The following is a 21,276-nucleotide window of genomic DNA, read 5'->3' on the forward strand; positions in this document are numbered from 1 at the left end:
GTAAGCCGTTCGCCTAGCGTCTCGCAGAGAAGGGATACCCAATCCCCTTAATTATTGGAGATATAGTGTTATGCCCCACAATCTGACCATTTCTACCTCAGATATCATTCACAATCTTAAACTCTCTTGTCAGATACCTGCTGTTGTAGAAGTGATCGCATCGCAAAGTATTATTACCGAAGCAGCTCAAGCGGCAGGAATTACAGTCACGCCAGAAGAACTACAGCAAGAAGGAGATAACTTAAGGTTCGCCAAGAAGCTTGTCAAAGCTAAAGACACCTGGTCATGGCTAGAAAAACACCACCTCTCTGTGGATCAGTTTGAAGAATTAGCCTACAACAACATCCTTTCGCGGAAGTTAGCGAATCATCTATTTTCCGATCAACTGGAAAAGCACTTTTACGAACATCAGCTAGATTATATCGCCGCCGTTACCTACGAAGTTGTCTTCGAGGATCGAGACTTGGCTTTAGAACTTTTTTATGCCCTAGAAGAAGGCGAAATCAGTTTTCCAGATATTGCTCGTCTATATATCTCAGAACCAGAAGCTCGTCGTGCTTATGGATACAAAGGACTCCGATACCGCAAAGATTTTCGTCCAGAGATTGCAGCCGCTGTCTTTGCTGCTGCACCACCAGAAGCTCTCAAACCGATAACGACTCCCAAGGGAGTGTATTTAATTTGGGTGGAAGAAGTCATTCAACCCCAATTAGATGAACAGTTGCGCCAAAAAATCATTACAGAATCCTTTTCTGATTGGTTAAAGCAACAAATCAACGCGATGAAAATAGTTACTCAAATAGATTCAGACGGTTCACAAGAGGAATTAATAGATATGTTATTCACCAAGACTAAATAGTTCAGGAAATCTCAAATGTTTTTGTCGCTAATTATCTCCCTGAACTAGGGTAGATTTCTCTAGTATTCAAAAAATGTTGCAGATACAGTTTTGATTTCCTTTAAAACTTAATAGTTTTAGTTTTTTAGTGTTTTGTAAATATATCTACAAAGTGCTGTATTTGCGTTATTTAAAACTTAAATTAAACCGCTATAACTCTTGCTAGGCAGTAATAATCTTAATTTCTGCTTAAATTTTTCATGCATTTTTTTCTAACTTCAATTAAGACTATAAATAATGATTTTTTCACACAAATATATTAGTTTTTTTAATCATAAATTCCTCAAAAAAGCATTGACTTATTTGAGGAATAAAGTATATTAGATGTATAGCCAAACGAAATAAGTTGGTTAAACCAAATATTCCCAACAACAGTTACAAATTTTAGGAGAACTCAAATGATCATTTCTGATCTGAACTACTTGGAAAATACCTCAGAAGAAATTATTGGTGGTGGTAACGGTAAGGTAATAGTAATAGTAATCAAACCCAAACCTACTCCAAAATACACCAACTTTGCACAAGCAATAGCAGATGCTTCTGCAACCGGCGGCGTGAACAATTCAGCTTTCACCCAAACTAACGCTACCACCACTAAGAATAGTGCTACTGCTTCCTCAATAAGCCAAGCTTCCACTAAGTCCAGTTAGTAAGTAATAATTAAACTCTACTCAAAAAAAGTATTAACTTCTGCAAGTAGAGTTAGGTTCGAAAGCTTAGTATATTGATAAATTGCCGAAGGCTCTTTGCTCATTTGAGCCTTCGGCTTTTACCAAAAAGGTGTCCTTTGGTCTTAAATAACTGTTTACGCAATAAAATTTTACAACTTACAACATTTAATTTTAAATTCAGTTTGCAGTCTGTGTTGTTTGCCCGCCCTGAATTAAAACTCTGGGCTAATAGTCATAAGAGGAACACTTTACCGTAGCCTTAAGCTTCTCGTAGACCCCCGAAAGGTAGAGAAGAGTAAAATTCCTTTTAATTAAGTTTAGGAAGTAATCAAGCAGACATGATATCAATCGATATCAGTTATAAGTTTCAAAAGCTTGAGTTCTTTGCAGATATAGTAACAAAAGACATTTTAACTAAAAAAGATTGTAGAAATTATAGCCCATAAATAAAAGGATATAAGCTCCTAAGTTTATTTATGGAGATTCTTAATTTTGAATTTGGAGCAAAGCGACGTGACTACAATTCCTGATGCTCTCCAACTCGCAAGTCAGTATCATCAAACCAAGCGCTTCGCCCAAGCCGAAGAGATTTATCGTCAAATTATAGATGTAGATCCCAAGCAGTCAGAGGCATTATATGGATTAGGTCTGCTGGCGCAGCAACGGGGACAATATCAAAATGCAGAACAATTTTTTCAAGCAGCCTTGCAATTACAGCCAGAAGTAGGGGCAATATACAACAGCTTGGGGTTTACTCTGCAACAACAGGGTAAGCTAGAAGAAGCGATCGCCTGTTATGAAAAAGCACTGGAAATTCTCCCTGACAGCATAGAAGTGCAAATCAATATTAGCAATATTCTCCACATTCAAGGAAAGCTGTCACCAGAAGAACAAGTCCACTACGCAGAGTTGAATGAGCAGTTTGGTTTAAATAGGCAAGAGGCAGGCGATTTCAAGATAGCAGAGTTATATTATCGCCAAGCTATTGCATTGCAGCCAGATTTAGTATCATCTCATACTAATTTAGGAGAAGTACTCCAACAACAAGGGCGATTCAATGATGCTATCGATTTTTACAAACAAGCACTAAAAATTCAACCAGACTATCATCACGCCTATCATAACTTAGGGTATCTTTTCCAGGAAAAAGGAAGATTTGAAGAAGCAATAGAAGCTTACGAAAAAGCTTTAAGCATTCAACCTGATTTGGCAACTACCTATAACAATTTGGGAAACATTTTTAGGGAACAAAATAAATTTGATGTTGCCATAGAAACCTTTCAACAAGCTATTAAAATTCGCTCTGATATTGATTACATCTATTGCAACTTAGGAATAGCATTTATAGATATTAACAAAACAGAAGCAGCAGTCCAAGCATTTGAGCAAGCCGTCAAGGTGACGCCAAACTATGATATGGCTAAATTTGGTGCTTGTATCTGCCAACTACCAATTATCTATTCTAGTGTTGATGAAATTGCATTCAGGCGAAATCAGTATCAACAGTATTTGCAAAATTTAGCTAAATATTATGAATTAACCGATCGGGAAGAACGAGCAAAAGCATCTGAGGCTGTGGGAACATTTCAGCCTTTTTTCTTGGCATATCAAGGCTTAAATGACCAAGGTTTACAGCGAACTTATGGGGAAATGATTTTCCAGATTATGTCGAGTCGCTATTCCCAAGATAGCCAGCCGCTTGTTCTGCCAAATTTAGATAAAAATCAAAAGGTTCGTATTGGTATTGTATCCGGATTTTTATCTAGTCATTCTAATTGGAAAATCCCGATTAAAGGTTGGGTAGAAAATATAGATCGAAGTGAGTTTGAATTATTTGGTTATTACACTGGGGGCAAAACAGATAACTCAACAGTTAGTGCAGCCAAGGCTTTTGATAAATTAGTTCAAGGTGTTCGCTCAGTTGAACAATGGTGCGAGATAATAACACAAGATAAATTACATATCCTGATTTTCCCAGAATTTGGGATGGACCCAATGACGATCAAACTGGGTTGTTTGAGATTAGCGCCAATTCAAATGACATCTTGGGGACACCCTGAGACTAGTGGACTCCCGACAATTGACTATTACTTGAGCAGTGAATTAATGGAACCAGAAAATGCTCAAGAACATTATACAGAAAAATTAGTTAGATTACCCAATCTATCTATTCATTACATGCCTTTAGCAATTCAACCCGAAAAAATTAAGAAACCAGATATAGGTTTAAAAGAGGATGATATTTTCTTCTGGTGTTGTCAATCATTATATAAATATTTGCCCAATCATGACGACGTTTTTCCCTTAATTGCTAAAGAGTTAGAAAATTCTAAATTTGTATTTATTAAAAACTCAAGCGAAGAGACTACAGAAGTATTTCGCCAGCGCTTAAACCATGCTTTTGCAGCATTAGGGTTGGATTATCAAAATCATTGTTTATTTTTGTCTGCACTAAATAATAGGAAGTTTGCAGGGACTACAGCCTTAGCAGATATCTTTTTAGATAGTATTGGTTGGTCTGGATGTAACTCCACTCTCGAATCTATTGCTCATAATATTCCGGTTGTCACTTTACCAGGAGAGTTGATGCGATCGCGCCATTCTCTAGCAATTTTACAGATGATGGGTATCGAAGAGACGATCGCTTCAAATAAATCAGAATACGTCCAAATTGCCATCCGTCTGGGGAAAGATGCTAAATATCGGCAATATATTTCTCAGCAAGTTGCAGAAAATAAACATAAATTATATGGCGATTTAAAGCCAGTTAGAGCGCTGGAAGATTTTATTTTGCAGCTGGTTAATAAACCAAGACAATTTAACGCTCAAGATGTTGCTGAACTGTTTCAACTTGCACTTCAAGATCATCGAGCTAATCGCCTAGATACAGCTGAACAGCTATATCGTCAAGCGATCGAAAAACAACCAGACTATTCAGAAGCATTATACAATTTAGGGATGCTGCTACAGCAGAAAGGTGAGTTGGAGGAAGCTCAGAAGCATTTGAGTGCAGCTTCGCAAGTTCAGCCTAACTCCGTGAAAATTTGGTTTAGTTTAGCCAATTTGCTGCAAGGTCAAGGACAGTTACCAGAAGCTGAAGCAGCTTACCGAAAAGCTATTACTTTACGACCAGATGCAGGGACAATATACAATAATTTGGGCTACACCTTGCAACAACAACAGAAGTGGGAGGATGCGATCGCATCATATCAAAAAGCTCTGGAATTTCAGCCCAACTGCATAGAAGCAGAAATCAATTTAGCGAATGCACTGTTTGCTAAAGGGAAGCTTTCACCAGAGAAACAAGCCTATTACGCAGAATTGAATTATCAGATGGGCATTGGCCACCAAGAAGCAGCTGATTGGCAAACTGCTATTGCTTACTATCGAAGTGCGATCGCAATACAGCCTGATTTGGTAGATGCCCATTATAACTTGGGGGTGGCACTGCAAGCACAAGGAAAGCTAGAAGAAGCGATTGCTTGCTATCAAAAAGCTTTGGAGTTCAATCCCCAACACCAGGAAGCCAACATTAAATTAGGAGAGATTTACCAAAACCAACAACAAAAAGTTACACAAGTGGACCCACTAAAAGTTTCTAGCTAAACGGGTTATTTGATGCGATCGTCAATTTTCATCAATCTAAACTTCAACTTTCAAATTAAGGGGGTAAAATTTATGTCATTAACAATTTTCGAGAAAGTTAAAGACTTCCTGGTAAGACTAGTCAAAGACGAGGCTTTTTACACTCAATTGATGAGTGATAAGATTGAGGAAGTGATAAAAGTCATGGAAGAAGGTGGCTATAATTTTTCTCAAGAAGAATTTGAAACAGCCTCAATTAAAATCTTGGAGTTAAAAGAACTAGGCCAGTTTGACGACCTTAGTGAAGACGAATTACTAGGAGCCTTTGGCGGGCTTACAAACAATAAGGATTCAGTCCTTCAGCCATTGTATGGTGTTGTAGTCTCACCTCCCGAAGAAGGTGGAAAAACACCAGTTAAAAAATGTAAATGGATTCCTAAACCAAATCCAAAGCCATGGCCACTTCCCATAGGAAAAATTCCACCTGTACAAGCGTTATATGGAGTAGTTAGCCCAACAGAAGTACAATAACCCGATAAAACGATGAAGAAATAGAATTCGTTCGTTTATTTCAAGGGTTGAGATTGAGAGTTAACCTATGACATATCACCGTAAAAGCTACGCAGTTTGGGAAATTACCTTAAAGTGCAATCTAGCTTGTAGTCACTGTGGTTCCCGTGCAGGACATGAGCGCGCCAAAGAACTTTCCCCAGAAGAAGCTTTGGATCTCGTCAAGCAGATGGCAGAAGTTGGAATTAAAGAAGTTACTCTCATTGGTGGTGAAGCATTTCTGCGTCCAGACTGGCTGGAAATTGCCAAAGCTATCAACGAGGCGGGAATGTTATGTGGTATGACTACAGGCGGTTATGGCATTTCCTTAGAAACCGCCCAAAAAATGAAGGAAGCGGGAATTCGTACCGTCTCTGTTTCTATTGATGGCTTGGAAGCAACTCATGACCGCCTGCGGGGAAAGAAAGGCTCTTGGAAATATGCATTTAAGACCATGAGTCATCTGCGAGAAGTCGGTATTTCTTTTGGTTGCAACACCCAAATTAATCGCCTCTCAGCGCCAGAGTTTCCGTGCATCTATGAGTGCATTCGTGATGCAGGTGCTCGTGCTTGGCAAGTTCAATTAACTGTACCAATGGGAAATGCAGCCGATAACGCAGATATCCTCCTCCAACCCTACGAACTATTAGATATCTACCCCATGCTTGCCCGTGTGGCGCGTCGTGCTTACCAAGAAGGCGTGCAACTTCAGGCGGGAAATAATATTGGTTACTACGGCCCTGATGAACGACTGTTGCGGGGACGAGGAAAGGAGGATGACTTCTCATTTTGGCAAGGTTGCGGTGCAGGACTTTCCACTTTGGGAATTGAAGCTGACGGAGCGATTAAGGGTTGTCCCTCACTGCCGACTACTGCTTATACAGGTGGTAACATTCGAGAACATACCTTGCATGATATTATCGAAGGTGCAGAAGAACTACGCTTCAATCTAGGAGCAGGAACACCTGAAGGTACAAAACACCTGTGGGGTTTCTGTAAAACCTGCGAATATGCTGAACTTTGTCGTGGGGGTTGCAGTTGGACAGCCCATGTTTTCTTTAATAAGAGAGGTAATAATCCTTACTGTCATCATCGCGCTCTTGTTCATGCCAAACAAGGTATGAGAGAGCGTGTAGTACCCAAAGTAAAGGCGCAAGGATTGCCATTTGATAATGGTGAATTTGAGCTAATTGTCGAGCATACAGATACTTTATTGCCAGCAAACGACCGCTTACACTTTACTGCTGACAGCATTCAGTGGTCGGAAAGTTGGCAACAAGAACCCGAATTTTATTACTCATTTGTGAGATAATAAATCATGGCAGAAAATTCCGAAATTAACACAATTTCAGAGAAAAAAACTGACCTTAAGTCATCACCATCTGAAGAATTAGAGAAAATCCCACTGCTTCCACGTTCCGCTTGGAATAGTCAATTAACCTATTTCAAAGTGCTGTTAAAAGCGAAGCAAACCCTGGATAAAAGCTAACAGATTCATTAGGTATATCAAGAGCTTTAGCTCGTAAATTAGGAGAGAATTACTCCCCAGATATTTACGCGCAAATTTGTTAACTCACAAAATCAACACAGGTTTTTTATGGCATCAAGAGTAAGTCTAACACTGACAATTCCAAAGTTACTTTCTTTCAATGGTAGAACTAATCTCAACAATAAGCCCGATCCCAAGCCCGATCCTAGTCCTAATTTTGTTACCGCTGAAGGTGATGCTACTTTTTCTAACTATAGTGAAAGTGCTGCAAGCATTTTAACTGCTACTCAGGCAGATACCTTAGTTAAAGGTGGGATAACTGCTGCAATTGCTGAGGCTCAAGCAAGTTTTGATCCAACTTTTTCATCACTTTTCACTCAAGCTGCTGTAGTTGGATTAAGTGGTCAATTTGAAGGTACTTCTAACAGTGAAGCAAAGGTACTTGCTAGTTTTGCGGTTGGTCGTAATGAAAGCTTCTCTTTTGATTTTTCAGCAAATTTAAAATTGGCAGCTAAAGAAATTGAAAATCCTGACGTTGAATATAACAAGGGCCAATCGACAACAACTTTTTTGGTATTAGATACCACAAATCCTAACAGGGCCAAAGTTTTAGATTATTTTGGCATCCAGGGTAAATTAGTTTCCTCCGACCAAATCGGGGATCTAACATTTGGTCGGAGTCGCAATGTCACAATTGAGAGTCGTGATAAAGATGATGATATTGATGGCGACAATGGTACTGATTTCCTAAATGGTAATGCTGTTGGGACTTATGAGCGGAATTTTAATCGCAAAACCAACCTAACTATAGTCAAAATTAATACTAGTTCTGTTGAATTGGCAGGAGATACTTTAATCGGCAACCTGGGTAGAGATGTTATCTATGGCACGATTCGGAAGGATAATCTGACGGGAACCAACGGTGCGGACAAACTTTATGCCAGTTTGGGGGATGATAAGCTATCTGGAAACAGAGGTAATGATAACCTCGACGCCGGCCAAGGTAATGATTTGCTAAATGGTGGCGATGGCAATGATACACTCTATGGCGGTAAAGGCAATGATACTCTAAATGGTGGTAGTGGTAATGATGTCTTAATTGGTGGCGATGGTAATGACACATTTACTTTCAAACGTAGCGATATCTTGTTGAAAAAAGACTTTGATGTTATTCAAGATTTCCAGGTTGGTGTTGACAAGCTTGTATTAGATGGTTGGGGAAGTCGAGGTAACATCACAGATACCAGTGATGGCGCTCTTCTCACCTTAAATACTTTATCTATCGGTAATATTTTGTCTATCGGTAATACTTTGTCTATCGGTAATAATCCTCAACAAAGCATACTATTTTCAAACGTGAGTGCAAGCGATCTCAGCTCGGTAATATAATTTGCTTAAGGCTAATTGCTCGTTTCATTTCCTAACAAACTTTGATTTACAAGCATCTCAGTCAAAACAATCGGGTGAGTAAAAAAATCTGATTGTACAAGAAAATGTCGATACCTTTTCTGGGAGAGGTTTTACCAACAGCAAACCCTATGGTGTACGCACTTAAATTACTTAACTTGGTAATGTTCGATCGCTAGCTTCAGGCTTATTTCTTGTCCATACTGTTGACAAAATCTCTCCCTTATTTTAATTGAATAGCCTTGCTTGATTAACAAACAAAAATAGGTAAAATATTTTATTAATAGTTATCACTTATCTTCTGAAATTATAGTAATCTATAACAATATAATATCAAATTCAAATATAGTTATAGATACTACAAGGTTATGAGTACTACAAATATTTCAGAATCTAGAGTTAAATCTCTTATTCAAATTGCGATACAAAAGCATCAGTCAGGTGACAAGGATGAAGCTGAATCGCTAAATCAAACAGAAGTAGCTGAAATCCTTGAACTAGCAGTTCAACAGCAAAGAGACAATAGTTTATTGGAGGCAGAACTGCTGTATAGTCAAGTTCTAGAAAAACAACCCGATAACCATGAAGCTTTATATGGTTTAGGGATGTTAGCGCAACAGATAGGGCAACTCCAAACTGCGGAACAGTGGCTAAGTGCGGCTTCACAAGTCCAACCAAATTCTGTAAAAACTTGGTTCAGTTTAGGTAATTTGCATTTAGTTCAAGAACAGTTTTCCGAAGCAGAGAAAGCTTATCGGCAAGCTTTAGTTTTATTACCTAATTCATTACCAATTTACAACAACTTGGGTTATACTCTGCAACAACAAGGATTATTTGAAGAAGCAATTAACTATTATCAAAAAGCTCTAGAGTTAAAGCCAGACTTTATCGAAGCAGAGACTAATTTAGGCAATGCGTTACACGCTCAAGGTAAGCTCTCCAGCAATCAAAAAATATACTATGCACAATTAAATAATCAATTGGGTGTTGCCCGGAAAAAAGCAGGGGATCTGAAAAATGCTGTTACTAGTCACAAGCAAGCGATCGCACTACAACCAAATTTGTTAGAAGCCCATTATAACTTGGGGTTAGCGCTGCAAGAACAAGGGGAATTAGAAGAGGCGATCGCATCCTATCAAAACCTCTTAGAACTTAATCCCAATTATGGAGAAGTTTACCTTAATTTAGGCAAAATTTACCAACAGCAGAATAATTTACCACAGGCAATTTCTGCTTATCGACACGGGTTAAAGCTAATTAATCCCCACTATGCCAAAGTAGCAGCAGCTACCCAAGCACTAGAAAACACAGATGAGATATCAGTAACTCCTCTATTGCCTCATGGAGAAGTGCAAATAGGTAAGTATTCCTTTCCACTAATCCCTACAGTATCAGAAACGGAAGACAAGCGACCTTTTTGGAGTGTGGTTATTCCTGCATATCAACGTCCTGACTATCTGCTAGAGTCCTTAGTCAGTGTCCTAGCTCAATGGTCAGGTATTGAGGAAATGGAAATTGTTGTGATTGATGATGCAAGTACGCCACCTCTATATCAACTAGTAAATGCGATCGGGCGAGGTATAGTACGCTATTACCGCAATCCGCAAAATCTCAGACAGCAGGGAACTTGGAATGCAGGAGTTACTAATAGTCGAGGATTGTGGATTCACTTACTTCATGATGATGACTACGTGTTGCCAGGTTTTTATACTCGCCTCAAGCAAGGTCTCGAAGGTTGTCCAGATTCCGTTGGAGCAGCTTTTACAGGTTATGAAAATATCAATGAAACAGGAGAAATTACTTTCCGTCAACAATTATACGGAACAGATAAAGGTATAGTTTCAGATTTATTACTATATGTTGGTGTTGCAAACCCATTGAATCCACCTGCTGTTGTGATTCGTCGAACAACCTATGAACGGCTAGGTGGATATCATCCAGAATTAACCTCTACTCTCGACTGGGAAATCTATAAACGGATCGCTACCTTCTATGATTGGTGGTACGAGCCAGAAATTTTGGTTCACTATCGCGTGCATTCCCAAAGTATGAGAACTGAACTTTCCTTATCTGGAGATCGGGTAGCATCTATCCGTCGTTCTATTGAGATTTCTGAAAGTTATCTTCCAGCCGATCTTTGTGCAGGAATTACAGCACAATCACGTAAACATTACTTTATTAATTGTTTAGCAGATACAGAAGTTCCTCTCAAGGCTGGTCATCTGACTGGCGCTTTTCGCACCCTTGAAGAGATCCTCAAAATCGATCGGTCTGCTGAATCACTAGCGCAATTATTTGCTTGGCTGAGAACAGATGTTGCCACTCCTCTGAGGGATGAGATCGCCTTCAGGTTGATCTGTTTGCCTCTCGATAATTAGATAGTTAAAACCTTAACTAAATACTGGGAGTTCGCCCATTTTTTTTGAAGTTAGAGAAATTAGTAAATGACGTAGAAATAAGGTTTTTGATAATAGCGATCGCAATCTGGGACAAACGTTATAACCCTTATTTTTACATTCCGTCTTTTTTATAACTGCCTAGAAAATGAGCAAACTGGGAGTAATAAATCATAAAAATACTTAAAATGACAACAATTACTGAATCTCTCCAAATAGCATCGAAACATCATAGAGCTAATGATTTAACCAAAGCCGAACAACTGTACCGTCAGATTTTGGAAAAAGAGCCTAACCACCCAGAAGCTTTATATGGGTTAGGCATGCTGGCACAGCAAGTCGGTCAGTTTCAAAATGCTGAACAGTTGTTGAATGAACTCCTCCAGATTCAGCCCAACTCCGTCAAGGCTTGGTTCAGTCTAGGTAATTTATATCAAGCCCAAGGTCAGTTACCAGCAGCCGTGGAAGCATATCAGCAAGCCATAGCACTAAAGACAGACTCAGCGCCACTTTATAATAACCTTGGCTATACCTTGCAACTACAAGGCAAATGGGAAGAGGCAGTTGCTTGCTATCAAAAAGCATTAGAGTTACAGCCCAACTGTATTGAAGCTGACGCGAATTTGGGTAACGCATTGCACGCCCAAGGAAAGCTTTCTGCCCAACAACAGGCTCAATACGCGACGTTAAACAATGAGTTAGGTAGAAGTCGGCATAAAGTAAAAGATTTAAAGACTGCTGTGGCTTACTATCGAGTTGCGATCGCTTTACAGCCTGATTTGCTTGATGCTCACTATAACTTGGGAATTGCGCTTCAACAACAAGGTGATTTTGAAGAGGCAGTAGCCTCTTATGAAAAAATATTGGAACTCTATCCTCACAACGGAGAAATTTACTTCAAATTAGGCAAAATTTACCAAGATCAAAATAAATTACCAGAGGCAATATCTGCCTATCAACAAGGGTTGAAGCTCACCAATCCCCACTACCTCAAAGCGTTTGTACCTGATGCAGAAACCGACAAACATCAGGAAGTGCCGATTACACCAGAGCTTCCTCAAGAGGAGGTAATTGTGGGAAACTATAAGTTTCCCAAGATTCCAGCCGTTGTGGCTAGTGAAAAAAAGAGGCCATTCTGGAGTGTGGTGATTCCTGCATATAAACGCACCGACTATCTTCTCGAATGTCTAGCTAGTGTTTTAGCACAATGGACTGGAGAAGAAGAAATGGAAATTCTGGTAATGGATAATGCCAGTACGCCGCCACTTTTCGATCTAGTGAATTCTATTGGCAGAGGTATAGTAAGCTACTACCGTAATTCGCAAAATATTGGATTAGCGGGAAACCATAACACAGGTATTACACTCAGTCGAGGGCAATGGATTCACATACTTCACGATGATGATTATGTTCTCCCTGGTTTTTATTCCCAACTCAAGGAAAGTTTGGAGAATTGTTCGGATTCTATTGGAACAGCTTTCACAGGTTTTGATAATATTAACGAAAAAGGGGTATTTCTTTCCAAAGGGGATATTTGTGACTGGTATGGAGAGCATAGAGGTATTATTGAAAATTGGCTATTACAGATTGTAGTGACAAATCCATTGAGACCCTCGGCAATAGTTGTTCGTCGGCAAACCTATGAAATACTAGGGGGATATTGTTCTGAGTTGAGCGATCTTAACGGGTGGGAAGTATGTAAACGGATTGCTACTTTTTATGATTGTTGGTATGAACCAGAAATTTTGGCTTGTTATCGCGTAGATACAAGTTTGTACACTAACAAAAGATCGAATGATCTTTTTTTGACAGGAAATCATGCAGTATTTCTTCGCCGTGCTATCGAGATTACAGAGAGCTATCTTCCTGAGGATCTCTGTACAGAGATGACAGCAAAAGCCCGTAGCTATAACTTTGAATATCTTCTAGAAAGTAAGGTAATTATTCCTCTAAGAGCCGATAATCTGACTGGTGCTTTGCGTATGCTCCAAGAAGCTCTAAAAATCGATTGTTCTCCTGAAGCAGTAGCAAAGTTATTTGCTTGGTTGACTAAAGATGAAGCTGCTCCCTTACGCAATGAGATTGCTACCAAGTTGCTTGCTATTCCTGGAGAAAATATTCCAGACAATATTCCTACTGAATTAAAATCCCCACAAACTGCGATCGCACTATAGGATATGAAAATACTTGTAACTGGAACTGAAGGCTATATCGGCTCATTATTAGCTCCCCTGTTGCTCCAACAAGGTTATGAAGTTATTGGTTTAGATACTGGCTTCTATAAAGTAGGTTGGCTATATAACGGCACCAAGCTAACTGCCAAAACCCTCAACAAAGACATTCGCCACATTACAATAGAAGACCTGCAAGGTGTAGAAGCAGTAGTTCACATGGCAGAACTCTCTAACGACCCTTTAGGTCAGTTAGCCCCTGATATCACCTACGATATCAACCACAAAGGCTCAGTACATATAGCAAAACTGGCGAAAGCAGCCGGAATTCAACGCTTTGTCTATACTTCATCATGCAGTGTCTATGGTTTTGCCACTGAAGATTACGTTAGCGAAGAGTCTGCTATCAATCCCCAAACAGCTTATGCCAAATGCAAAGCACTTGTCGAACAGGATGTAAAACTCCTTGCTGATGATAGCTTTTCTCCCACCTTTCTCCGAAATGCTACAGCCTATGGCGCTTCTCCCAGAATGCGCTTTGATATTGTCTTAAACAATCTAGCCGGTTGGGCATGGACAATTAAAGAAATCAAGATGAACAGCGACGGTACACCTTGGCGTCCCCTAGTGCATTTATTAGATATCTGCAAAGCAATTATCTGTACCTTAGAAGCTCCGCGCGATCTAATTCACAACCAAATTTTCAACGTCGGCGATACAAATAGCAACTATCAAGTCAAACAAATTGCTCAAATAGTTGCAGATGTCTTTACAGATTGTCAATTGAGCTTTGGTAAACACGATCCCGATAACCGCAGCTATCGAGTTTTATTTGATAAAATTAACCAAAATTTACCGGGATTCAAATGTGAATGGGATGCCCAACGCGGTGCCCAACAACTCTATAATGTCTTCCAACAAATTGATATGGATAAAAAAACATTTGAGTCTAGAGGTTTTACTCGCCTGAAACAATTAGAATACCTCATTCGCACTCAGCAAATCGATCGAGATTTCTTTTGGCAGACTGTTTAAAAATTTCATATAATAAGTTATGAATTTACTACAGCCAACAAATAATCAATTAATAACTGGTAACTGTCTATTCTGTGGGACAGGCTTACACCATACCTTCGTAAATTTAGGTATGTCTCCTCCTTGCGAAAGTTATCGTAGTCTCAAACAACTCAATGAAGTAGAGCCATTTTATCCTCTGCATGTCTATGTTTGTGAGAAGTGTTTTTTAGTTCAACTCCAAGAATACATTAGTCCAGAAAACATTTTTAGTGACTACGCTTACTTCTCTTCCTACTCTGATAGCTGGTTACAACACGCTAAAAAATATGTTGATTTAGTAGTAGAACGTTTTCAATTAAACCAGGAAAGTCAGGTCATAGAAATTGCTAGCAATGATGGCTACTTACTGCAATACTTTGTAGCCAAAAGCATCCCAGCGCTGGGAATCGAACCAGCAGCAAATGTAGCTGAGGTAGCAATTCAAAAAGGTATTCCTACAGTTGTCAAATTTTTTGGTCAGGAGACAGCAAAAGAACAAGTCGCTAAGGGTAAACAAGCAGATTTATTACTCGGAAATAATGTCCTCGCTCACACACCATATCTGAATGATTTTGTCAAAGGGATGAAAATTATCCTCAAACCGCATGGTGTAATTACTATGGAATTTCCCCACTTGATGCGGTTAATCGAGGAAAATCAGTTTGATACTATTTACCACGAGCATTTCTCTTATTTTTCCTTTATTACCGTAGATAAGATTTTTGCTGCTCACGGCTTGACAATTTTTGATGTAGAAGAATTAACTACTCATGGTGGTTCTTTGAGAATTTATGCCCGCCACAATGAAGACTCTTCTAAACCTATTAGCGACCAAGTATCAGAACTAAAATCTAGAGAAAAAGCGGCTGGTTTTACGCAATTAGAATACTATTTTTCCTTTGGAGAACAAGTTAAAGAAACTAAACGCAACTTATTAGATTTTTTGATTAAAGTGAAGCGAGAGGGAAAATCGATTGTTGGTTACGGTGCTCCAGGTAAGGGAAATACTCTTTTAAACTATTGTGGTATCCGCACAGATTTTCTTGACTATACAGTAGACCGTAATCCTTATAAACAGGGTCAATTTTTACCAGGAACTCATATTCCGATTTTTCATCCAGACAAAATTGCCGAAACAAAGCCTGACTATATACTAATTTTGCCCTGGAATCTGAAAAATGAAATTATGACACAAATGGCTTACATTCGGGATTGGGGAGGGCAATTTGTTGTACCAATTCCGGAAGTTAATATCTACTCTTAAGTATTTGATATTTTTTATTATCAAAAAGGGGTAAGTGACATGAAAGTAGTTTTGTTTTGCGGTGGTTTAGGAACTAGAATGAGAGAGTATTCAGAAAGTATTCCTAAGCCAATGGTAAATATTGGTTATAGACCAATATTATGGCATGTCATGAAATACTATGCTCACTATGGGCACAAAGATTTTATCTTATGTCTTGGTTACAAAGCTGATTTAATTAAAAGCTATTTTTTGAATTACAATGAATGGCTTTCTAATAACTTTAGCCTTTCCAATGGCAGCAACATTCAGTTATTTAATCGGGATATTCAAGATTGGAATATCACATTTGTAGATACAGGGTTAACTGCCAATATTGGACAAAGATTTAAGGCAGTAGAAAAGTATTTAGAAGGAGAAGAAGTATTTTTAGCTAACTACAGTGATGGTTTGACAGACTTGCATCTGCCAACGTATATTAATCATTTTTATGAGCGTGATAAAATTGGTAGTTTTTTGTGTGTTAGACCTAGCCAAAGTTTTCATCTAGTTGATATGGATGAGGATGGTTTGGTAAAGGATATCAATGAGGTCAAGCAACGTGATATTTGGATTAATGGAGGATATTTTATCTTTAAAAGAGAGATTTTTAACTACATTAATCGTGGCGAAGAACTTGTTCTTGAACCTTTTCAAAGACTGATTGCCAAAAAAGAACTTTTTGCGTATCGATACACTGGCTTTTTTGGAGTAATGGATACGTTTAAAGAGAAGCAACAGTTAGATGATATGTATGCTCAAGGCGAAAGACCTTGGGAAGTATGGGGAGATGAACAACTAGAAGTTAGCCATCTATGATCCAACTTAGGTTAAATAAGACAGAAGAATCTGAGTACAAAATTCTTTGTCTCGGTTCTCATTGTGATGATATCGAGATTGGTTGTGGAGGCACAATCTTAAAGCTAATAGAGAGTTATCAAGATGTTGTTATCTATTGGGTTGTTTTTAGTTCCAATGAGCAAAGAGCGCAGGAAGCAACTGCAAGTGCTAATCTATTCTTAAAAGAAATCCCAGTTAAGAAAATTATCATTAAAAATTTTCGAGATGGCTTTCTGCCTTTTGAAGGGATAAAGGTAAAGGAATGTTTTGAACAGTTGAAGCAGGAATTTTCACCAGATATCATCTTTACTCATCATCGAGACGATCGCCACCAAGATCACCGCTTAATTTCTGACTTGACTTGGAATACCTTTAGAAATCATTTAATTTTAGAATATGAAATACCCAAATATGACGGTGATTTGGGTATTCCTAATTTATTTGTTCATTTAAATGAAACACTCTGCCATCGAAAAATTCAATATATTTTGGATGCGTTTGCTACCCAAAATAATAAGCAGTGGTTTACAGAAGAGACTTTTCGTGCAATTCTCAGAATTCGTGGGATTGAATCAAATTCACCGAGTAAATATGCTGAAGCATTTTACTGTCGAAAAATGTTTTTCTAGAAAATTAGAAATAATTTTAATTTCTTTTCATAATTTGTAATATTTATGATTTTCACTGAAACTAAAATAAAAGAAGCATTTATTGTTGATTTAGAACTGCACCAAGATATTCGCGGCTTTTTTGCTCGGAGTTTCTGTACTCAGGAATTTCAAGATCGTGGCTTAAAACCTACTATTGCCCAATGCAATTTATCTTTTAACTATAAAAAAGGAACATTGCGGGGTATGCATTATCAAATGCCTCCTTCTCAGGAAACAAAATTGGTGCGTTGTATCAGGGGAGCTATTTATGATGTAATTATCGATTTGCGTCCAGATTCTCCTAGCTATTTATCTCATATTGGTATAGAGTTAACTGCTGAAAATCGTCTTGCTCTCTATATCCCAGATAGGTGTGCTCACGGTTTTCAAACTCTCAGCGATGAGACGGAGGTGATGTATCAAATGGGTGACTTTTATGCACCAAAATATGCTGACGGGTATCGCTATGATGACCCAGCTTTTGGTATTGAATGGCCTCTATCTGTGACTGAAATTTCGGATAAAGATCGGTCTTGGAGTTTATTTGAATCGAAATAAATTGAAACGCCTACGGTGATGTAAGACTTTTAAGAGCAATTTAATAAATATATAGTTACTGAGTAAATATAGGATTAGGAACGCACAGAGGCGCACAGACACAGAAAATCAAAATTTGAAAAATTAAATTTTGATTTTCATACTTAATACTGTGTTCAAATTTTGTTACAGCAAATGAGGGCGAAGTGAGTACAATTTATTTTGATTCGATTTTTAGTGATGAAATCAGACGCAAGCATCTTTATGATGGACAAGTGTTTGTCTTTTCTCCTTGCGCCAGTGCGATCGCTCTATGCGATTTTGCTCGTGGCATGGTTGAAGAAGCATTTGCCCCTTTAGATCCAAGAGATGCACAACATAGCTTGCCTGTAGAGAAATACGTTGATATTTTAGCACAACTCAAGCCAGCTTTTATCCATCACCCTGAATCTAAACAACTCATTCAAGGTATCTTGAAAGAAAGTGGATGTGACTTAAACAAAACCTATTTCGATGTACCTCGCCTGAGAACAGCAACCAGCGATCGCTATCTGACTGCTGGTATTGCTTACGCTTTCCATCCTCATCGTGACACCTGGTACTCTGCTCCTATGTGCCAGATCAACTGGTGGATTCCTGTCTACGATATTACCCCAGAGAATGCGATGGCATTCCATCCGCGCTACTGGAGTCAACCAGTTAAGAATAGCTCAAGGGATTATAACTACGCTCAGTGGGTTAAAGAAAGTCGCAAAAATGCGGCACTGCATATTAAAACAGATACGCGCAAGCAACCCCATGCCGAGGAAACTTTAGAAATGGAGCCGCAATTGCAGTTAATCACACAAGTCGGTGGCATGATTCTCTTTTCAGGAGCGCAAATGCACTCCACTATTCCCAACACATCAGGATATACCCGTTTTAGTATTGACTTTAGAACTGTACATTTTGATGATGTCATAGCTCAAAAGGGTGCGCCAAATATTGATTCAGCTTGTACAGGAACTTCTTTAGGCGACTTCTTACGAGGCACTGACTTCTATCCGATTACTGACACATTGTTGTTGTCTACAACAAACAATCTCTTGTAGAATAACTTTTGTTTTCCCAACTCCAGTCTGTATAAATGGTGAACTCTGTTGAAAGATTGTCTGGACAAACAATACTGATTACAGGTGCTAGCGGATTTCTAGGATCTCATTTAGTCCGTCATTTATGCCACGATGGTGCAGAAGTACATGCTGTTTCTCGCAGTTTTCATACTTCTGATATCAGCTGCTTGCGATGGTGGCACGGTGACATGGAAGACATTAAGTTTGTTCAAAATCTTTTCCACAGCATTAAACCTGACCTCATCTTCCATTTATCCGGTCTTGTGACAGCAGTTCCGAATCTAGAGTTCATATTGCCTACCTTTCACAGTTTACTGACTAGTACTATTAACTTATTGACGGTAGCTGCCGAAATTGGTTGTAGTCGCATTGTGTTAATAGCTTCTTTAGAAGAACCAGAACAAGATCGTCCTGAAGTAGTTCCTTCTTCTCCTTACGCTATTGCTAAATTTGCTAGTAGTACTTATGGTAGGATGTTCCATCGACTCTATCAGACACCTGTAGTTCTTGTTAGACCCTTTATGACCTATGGGCCAGGACAAAATGTGTATAAGATCGTTCCTTCTGTTATTCTTTCCTTGTTGCAAGGGCAAGCTCCAAAACTTAGTAGTGGAAAGCGTCAAGTTGATTGGATTTATATCGATGACGTGATTGCAGGACTTCTGGCTGTAACACAAGTTCCTAGTGTAGAGGGTTGTACATTCGATTTAGGTTCGGGAGAACTAGTACCCATTCATGCAGTTGTGTCCCAGCTTGTTAATCTGGTTAACCCTCAAATCCAGCCTCTATTTGGTGCTTTACCTGAGCGACCGATGGAAAGAATAAGAGTAGCTGATACGGCTTATACATACGATAAACTGGGTTGGCGACCTTTAATTCCTCTAAAGAAGGGCTTGGAATTGACTGTAGATTGGTATACAAAACATCATTAACAATTCAAAATTCAAAATGACGCTCGCGGACTCGCTAACGCTGCGCTAACAAAATTCAAACATTTTAGACAGTTGAAGTTGGGAATTTAAACCCCAACTCAATTGATACTACGTGTAGACGTAGGGATACCCCTTGATTTCAGGATAAAAGATTAGATACACCAGTTAACAAGGATTCTATTTATGGTTGCTGATAGACTTCAGAATATTAATTTAATTGAGCTAAAAAATTCTTTTAACTTAGAGGATATCAGTCGAGAAATTTACCAACTAATTTCTGATTTATATCCCATTTGCCGTAGTATTACAGGTAATGGTTTTAGAGAAACTTTAAAAATTCTCCAGCAGTATATTCCTTTGTCAGTTCATGAAGTGCCAACCGGAACAGAGGTATTTGATTGGACAGTCCCTAATGAGTGGAATATTAAAGATGCCTATATTAAAAACTCTCAAGGTGAAAAGATTGTAGATTTTACTAATTCAAATTTGCACGTTGTTAACTATAGTATTCCTATACATCAAAAAATATCTCTTCCAGAACTTAAATCACATTTATTTACACTTGCCGATTATCCTAATTGGATTCCTTACCGAACTTCATATTACAAGGAAAGTTGGGGTTTTTGCCTGACTCATAATCAGTATTTGCAACTAGAAGATGAAGAATATGAAGTATGTATTGATTCTTCTCTGCAACCAGGTTATTTGACTTATGGTGAGTATTATATTCCTGGAGACAGTACTGATGAAATCTTGATTTCTTGCCATGCCTGTCATCCTTCACTGTGTAATGATAATCTTTCGGGAATTGCGATCGCTACTTTTCTGGCTAGATATTTAAGTCAAACTACACCAAGATATTCCTATAGATTTATTTGGATTCCCGGAACCATTGGCTCAATTACATGGTTGGCTCTTAATGAAGCTCAAGTCAATAACATTAAACATGGCTTGGTATTAACTTGTTTAGGAGATTCAGGCAACTTTACCTATAAAAAAAGCCGTCGAGGTAACACTGAAATCGATAAAGTTGCTGCTTATGTACTGAAAAACTCAAAACAAGATCACAAAATTATCGATTTTTTCCCCTATGGCTATGATGAGCGACAATATTGCTCGCCTGGATTTAATTTAGCTGTAGGTTGCTTCATGCGATCGCCTCATGGTACTTTTCCTGAATACCATACCTCAGCAGACGATTTAAATTTCGTTCAACCCCAATATCTAGCCGAGTCATTCTTTCAATGTCATTCGATGTTGCATATCCTCAACAATAACGAAATCTACTACAACCAAAATCCCAAATGTGAGCCACAGTTAGGTAAAAGAGGAATATATCGGACAGTTGGTGGTAACAAAGATAGCGGGCTAAATGAAATGGCAATCCTGTGGGTTTTAAATTTATCTGACGGTCAGCATACTCTATTAGATATTGCAGAAAAATCGGGGATGTCATTTGATGTAATTAAATCTGCTGCCGATACATTATCAACACATGACTTATTGAAGAAGAATTCAGAAGTCAGAATGGGAGCATCCAGTTTTGGAAGATTTACCATTTCTGAGAAAATGTAGAAGGAAAGAACCCTGTGCGATCGCTGACTATGAACCAAGAGAAACAAGAACGGATCAAAGCGTGCTTACAAGAATTGTCAACGGGAGCATCCAGTTTTGGAAGATTTACCATTTCTGAGAAAATGT

The 21,276-nt window shown here is 38.6% G+C and carries 17 protein-coding genes; all 17 read left to right on the forward strand.

From position 1 onward, the window contains the following. Positions 1-70 precede the first annotated feature (70 nt). The 17 genes from RM368_RS05520 to RM368_RS05600 all read left to right on the forward strand — a co-directional run bounded on the left by RM368_RS05520 (position 71) and on the right by RM368_RS05600 (position 21,150). A complete protein-coding gene (locus tag RM368_RS05520; protein ID WP_322693123.1) occupies positions 71-859 on the forward strand; it encodes a peptidylprolyl isomerase in 789 nt (262 codons plus the stop codon). A gap of 437 nt (positions 860-1,296) precedes the next feature. Beyond that, positions 1,297-1,548, forward strand: coding sequence for a hypothetical protein (locus RM368_RS05525; protein WP_322693124.1), 252 nt, complete (start codon positions 1,297-1,299; stop codon positions 1,546-1,548). Positions 1,549-2,082: 534 nt separating this feature from the next. Further along, positions 2,083-5,175: a tetratricopeptide repeat protein gene (locus tag RM368_RS05530; RefSeq protein WP_322693125.1), complete on the forward strand. Its 3,093-nt coding sequence runs from the start codon at positions 2,083-2,085 to the stop codon at positions 5,173-5,175. Positions 5,176-5,247: 72 nt separating this feature from the next. Next, positions 5,248-5,685, forward strand: a complete 438-nt coding sequence (locus tag RM368_RS05535; protein WP_322693126.1) for a Nif11-like leader peptide family RiPP precursor — start codon at positions 5,248-5,250, stop codon at positions 5,683-5,685. Positions 5,686-5,752: 67 nt separating this feature from the next. Beyond that, positions 5,753-7,015, forward strand: coding sequence for a nif11-class peptide radical SAM maturase 3 (locus RM368_RS05540; protein WP_322693127.1), 1,263 nt, complete (start codon positions 5,753-5,755; stop codon positions 7,013-7,015). Positions 7,016-7,021: 6 nt separating this feature from the next. After that, positions 7,022-7,192, forward strand: a complete 171-nt coding sequence (locus RM368_RS05545; RefSeq protein ID WP_322693128.1) for a hypothetical protein — start codon at positions 7,022-7,024, stop codon at positions 7,190-7,192. 108 nt (positions 7,193-7,300) lie between these two features. Continuing rightward, a complete protein-coding gene (locus tag RM368_RS05550; RefSeq protein WP_322693129.1) occupies positions 7,301-8,581 on the forward strand; it encodes a calcium-binding protein in 1,281 nt (426 codons plus the stop codon). 386 nt (positions 8,582-8,967) lie between these two features. Then, positions 8,968-10,977, forward strand: coding sequence for a tetratricopeptide repeat protein (locus RM368_RS05555; RefSeq protein WP_322693130.1), 2,010 nt, complete (start codon positions 8,968-8,970; stop codon positions 10,975-10,977). Between the two features lie 206 nt (positions 10,978-11,183). Further along, positions 11,184-13,169 (forward strand): tetratricopeptide repeat protein, encoded by a 1,986-nt coding sequence (locus tag RM368_RS05560; RefSeq protein ID WP_322693131.1) that lies wholly within the window; start codon positions 11,184-11,186, stop codon positions 13,167-13,169. 3 nt (positions 13,170-13,172) lie between these two features. Next, positions 13,173-14,201, forward strand: coding sequence for an SDR family oxidoreductase (locus RM368_RS05565; protein WP_322693132.1), 1,029 nt, complete (start codon positions 13,173-13,175; stop codon positions 14,199-14,201). Positions 14,202-14,220: 19 nt separating this feature from the next. Next, positions 14,221-15,486: a class I SAM-dependent methyltransferase gene (locus tag RM368_RS05570; RefSeq protein ID WP_322693133.1), complete on the forward strand. Its 1,266-nt coding sequence runs from the start codon at positions 14,221-14,223 to the stop codon at positions 15,484-15,486. 39 nt (positions 15,487-15,525) lie between these two features. Further along, positions 15,526-16,323, forward strand: coding sequence for a glucose-1-phosphate cytidylyltransferase (locus tag RM368_RS05575; protein ID WP_322693134.1), 798 nt, complete (start codon positions 15,526-15,528; stop codon positions 16,321-16,323). Continuing rightward, positions 16,320-16,973, forward strand: a complete 654-nt coding sequence (locus tag RM368_RS05580; protein WP_322693135.1) for a PIG-L deacetylase family protein — start codon at positions 16,320-16,322, stop codon at positions 16,971-16,973. The genes RM368_RS05575 and RM368_RS05580 overlap by 4 nt, the downstream gene beginning before the upstream one ends. Before the next feature lie 45 nt (positions 16,974-17,018). Continuing rightward, positions 17,019-17,552, forward strand: coding sequence for a dTDP-4-dehydrorhamnose 3,5-epimerase (gene rfbC, locus RM368_RS05585; protein WP_322693136.1), 534 nt, complete (start codon positions 17,019-17,021; stop codon positions 17,550-17,552). Positions 17,553-17,737: 185 nt separating this feature from the next. Continuing rightward, a complete protein-coding gene (locus RM368_RS05590) occupies positions 17,738-18,622 on the forward strand; it encodes a hypothetical protein (RefSeq protein WP_322693137.1) in 885 nt (294 codons plus the stop codon). 35 nt (positions 18,623-18,657) lie between these two features. Continuing rightward, the gene (locus RM368_RS05595) at positions 18,658-19,575 is read left to right on the forward strand and encodes an NAD(P)-dependent oxidoreductase (RefSeq protein ID WP_322693138.1); all 918 of its coding nucleotides are present in this window, start codon (positions 18,658-18,660) and stop codon (positions 19,573-19,575) included. 183 nt (positions 19,576-19,758) lie between these two features. After that, on the forward strand, positions 19,759-21,150 hold the full coding sequence (locus RM368_RS05600) for a DUF4910 domain-containing protein (RefSeq protein ID WP_322693139.1): 1,392 nt from the start codon (positions 19,759-19,761) through the stop codon (positions 21,148-21,150). Positions 21,151-21,276: the final 126 nt, after the last annotated feature.

The organism is Nostoc sp. DedSLP03 (genome assembly GCF_034530815.1).
Classification (GTDB): Bacteria; Cyanobacteriota; Cyanobacteriia; order Cyanobacteriales; family Nostocaceae; genus Nostoc.

Coding starts and splice junctions, on each gene's coding strand:
- RM368_RS05520 (WP_322693123.1), top strand. CDS start 71: ATGCCCCACAATCTGACCATTTCTACCTCAGATATCATTCACAATCTT.
- RM368_RS05525 (WP_322693124.1), top strand. CDS start 1,297: ATGATCATTTCTGATCTGAACTACTTGGAAAATACCTCAGAAGAAATT.
- RM368_RS05535 (WP_322693126.1), top strand. CDS start 5,248: ATGTCATTAACAATTTTCGAGAAAGTTAAAGACTTCCTGGTAAGACTA.
- RM368_RS05540 (WP_322693127.1), top strand. CDS start 5,753: ATGACATATCACCGTAAAAGCTACGCAGTTTGGGAAATTACCTTAAAG.
- RM368_RS05545 (WP_322693128.1), top strand. CDS start 7,022: ATGGCAGAAAATTCCGAAATTAACACAATTTCAGAGAAAAAAACTGAC.
- RM368_RS05550 (WP_322693129.1), top strand. CDS start 7,301: ATGGCATCAAGAGTAAGTCTAACACTGACAATTCCAAAGTTACTTTCT.
- RM368_RS05555 (WP_322693130.1), top strand. CDS start 8,968: ATGAGTACTACAAATATTTCAGAATCTAGAGTTAAATCTCTTATTCAA.
- RM368_RS05560 (WP_322693131.1), top strand. CDS start 11,184: ATGACAACAATTACTGAATCTCTCCAAATAGCATCGAAACATCATAGA.
- RM368_RS05565 (WP_322693132.1), top strand. CDS start 13,173: ATGAAAATACTTGTAACTGGAACTGAAGGCTATATCGGCTCATTATTA.
- RM368_RS05570 (WP_322693133.1), top strand. CDS start 14,221: ATGAATTTACTACAGCCAACAAATAATCAATTAATAACTGGTAACTGT.
- RM368_RS05575 (WP_322693134.1), top strand. CDS start 15,526: ATGAAAGTAGTTTTGTTTTGCGGTGGTTTAGGAACTAGAATGAGAGAG.
- RM368_RS05580 (WP_322693135.1), top strand. CDS start 16,320: ATGATCCAACTTAGGTTAAATAAGACAGAAGAATCTGAGTACAAAATT.
- rfbC (WP_322693136.1), top strand. CDS start 17,019: ATGATTTTCACTGAAACTAAAATAAAAGAAGCATTTATTGTTGATTTA.
- RM368_RS05595 (WP_322693138.1), top strand. CDS start 18,658: ATGGTGAACTCTGTTGAAAGATTGTCTGGACAAACAATACTGATTACA.
- RM368_RS05600 (WP_322693139.1), top strand. CDS start 19,759: ATGGTTGCTGATAGACTTCAGAATATTAATTTAATTGAGCTAAAAAAT.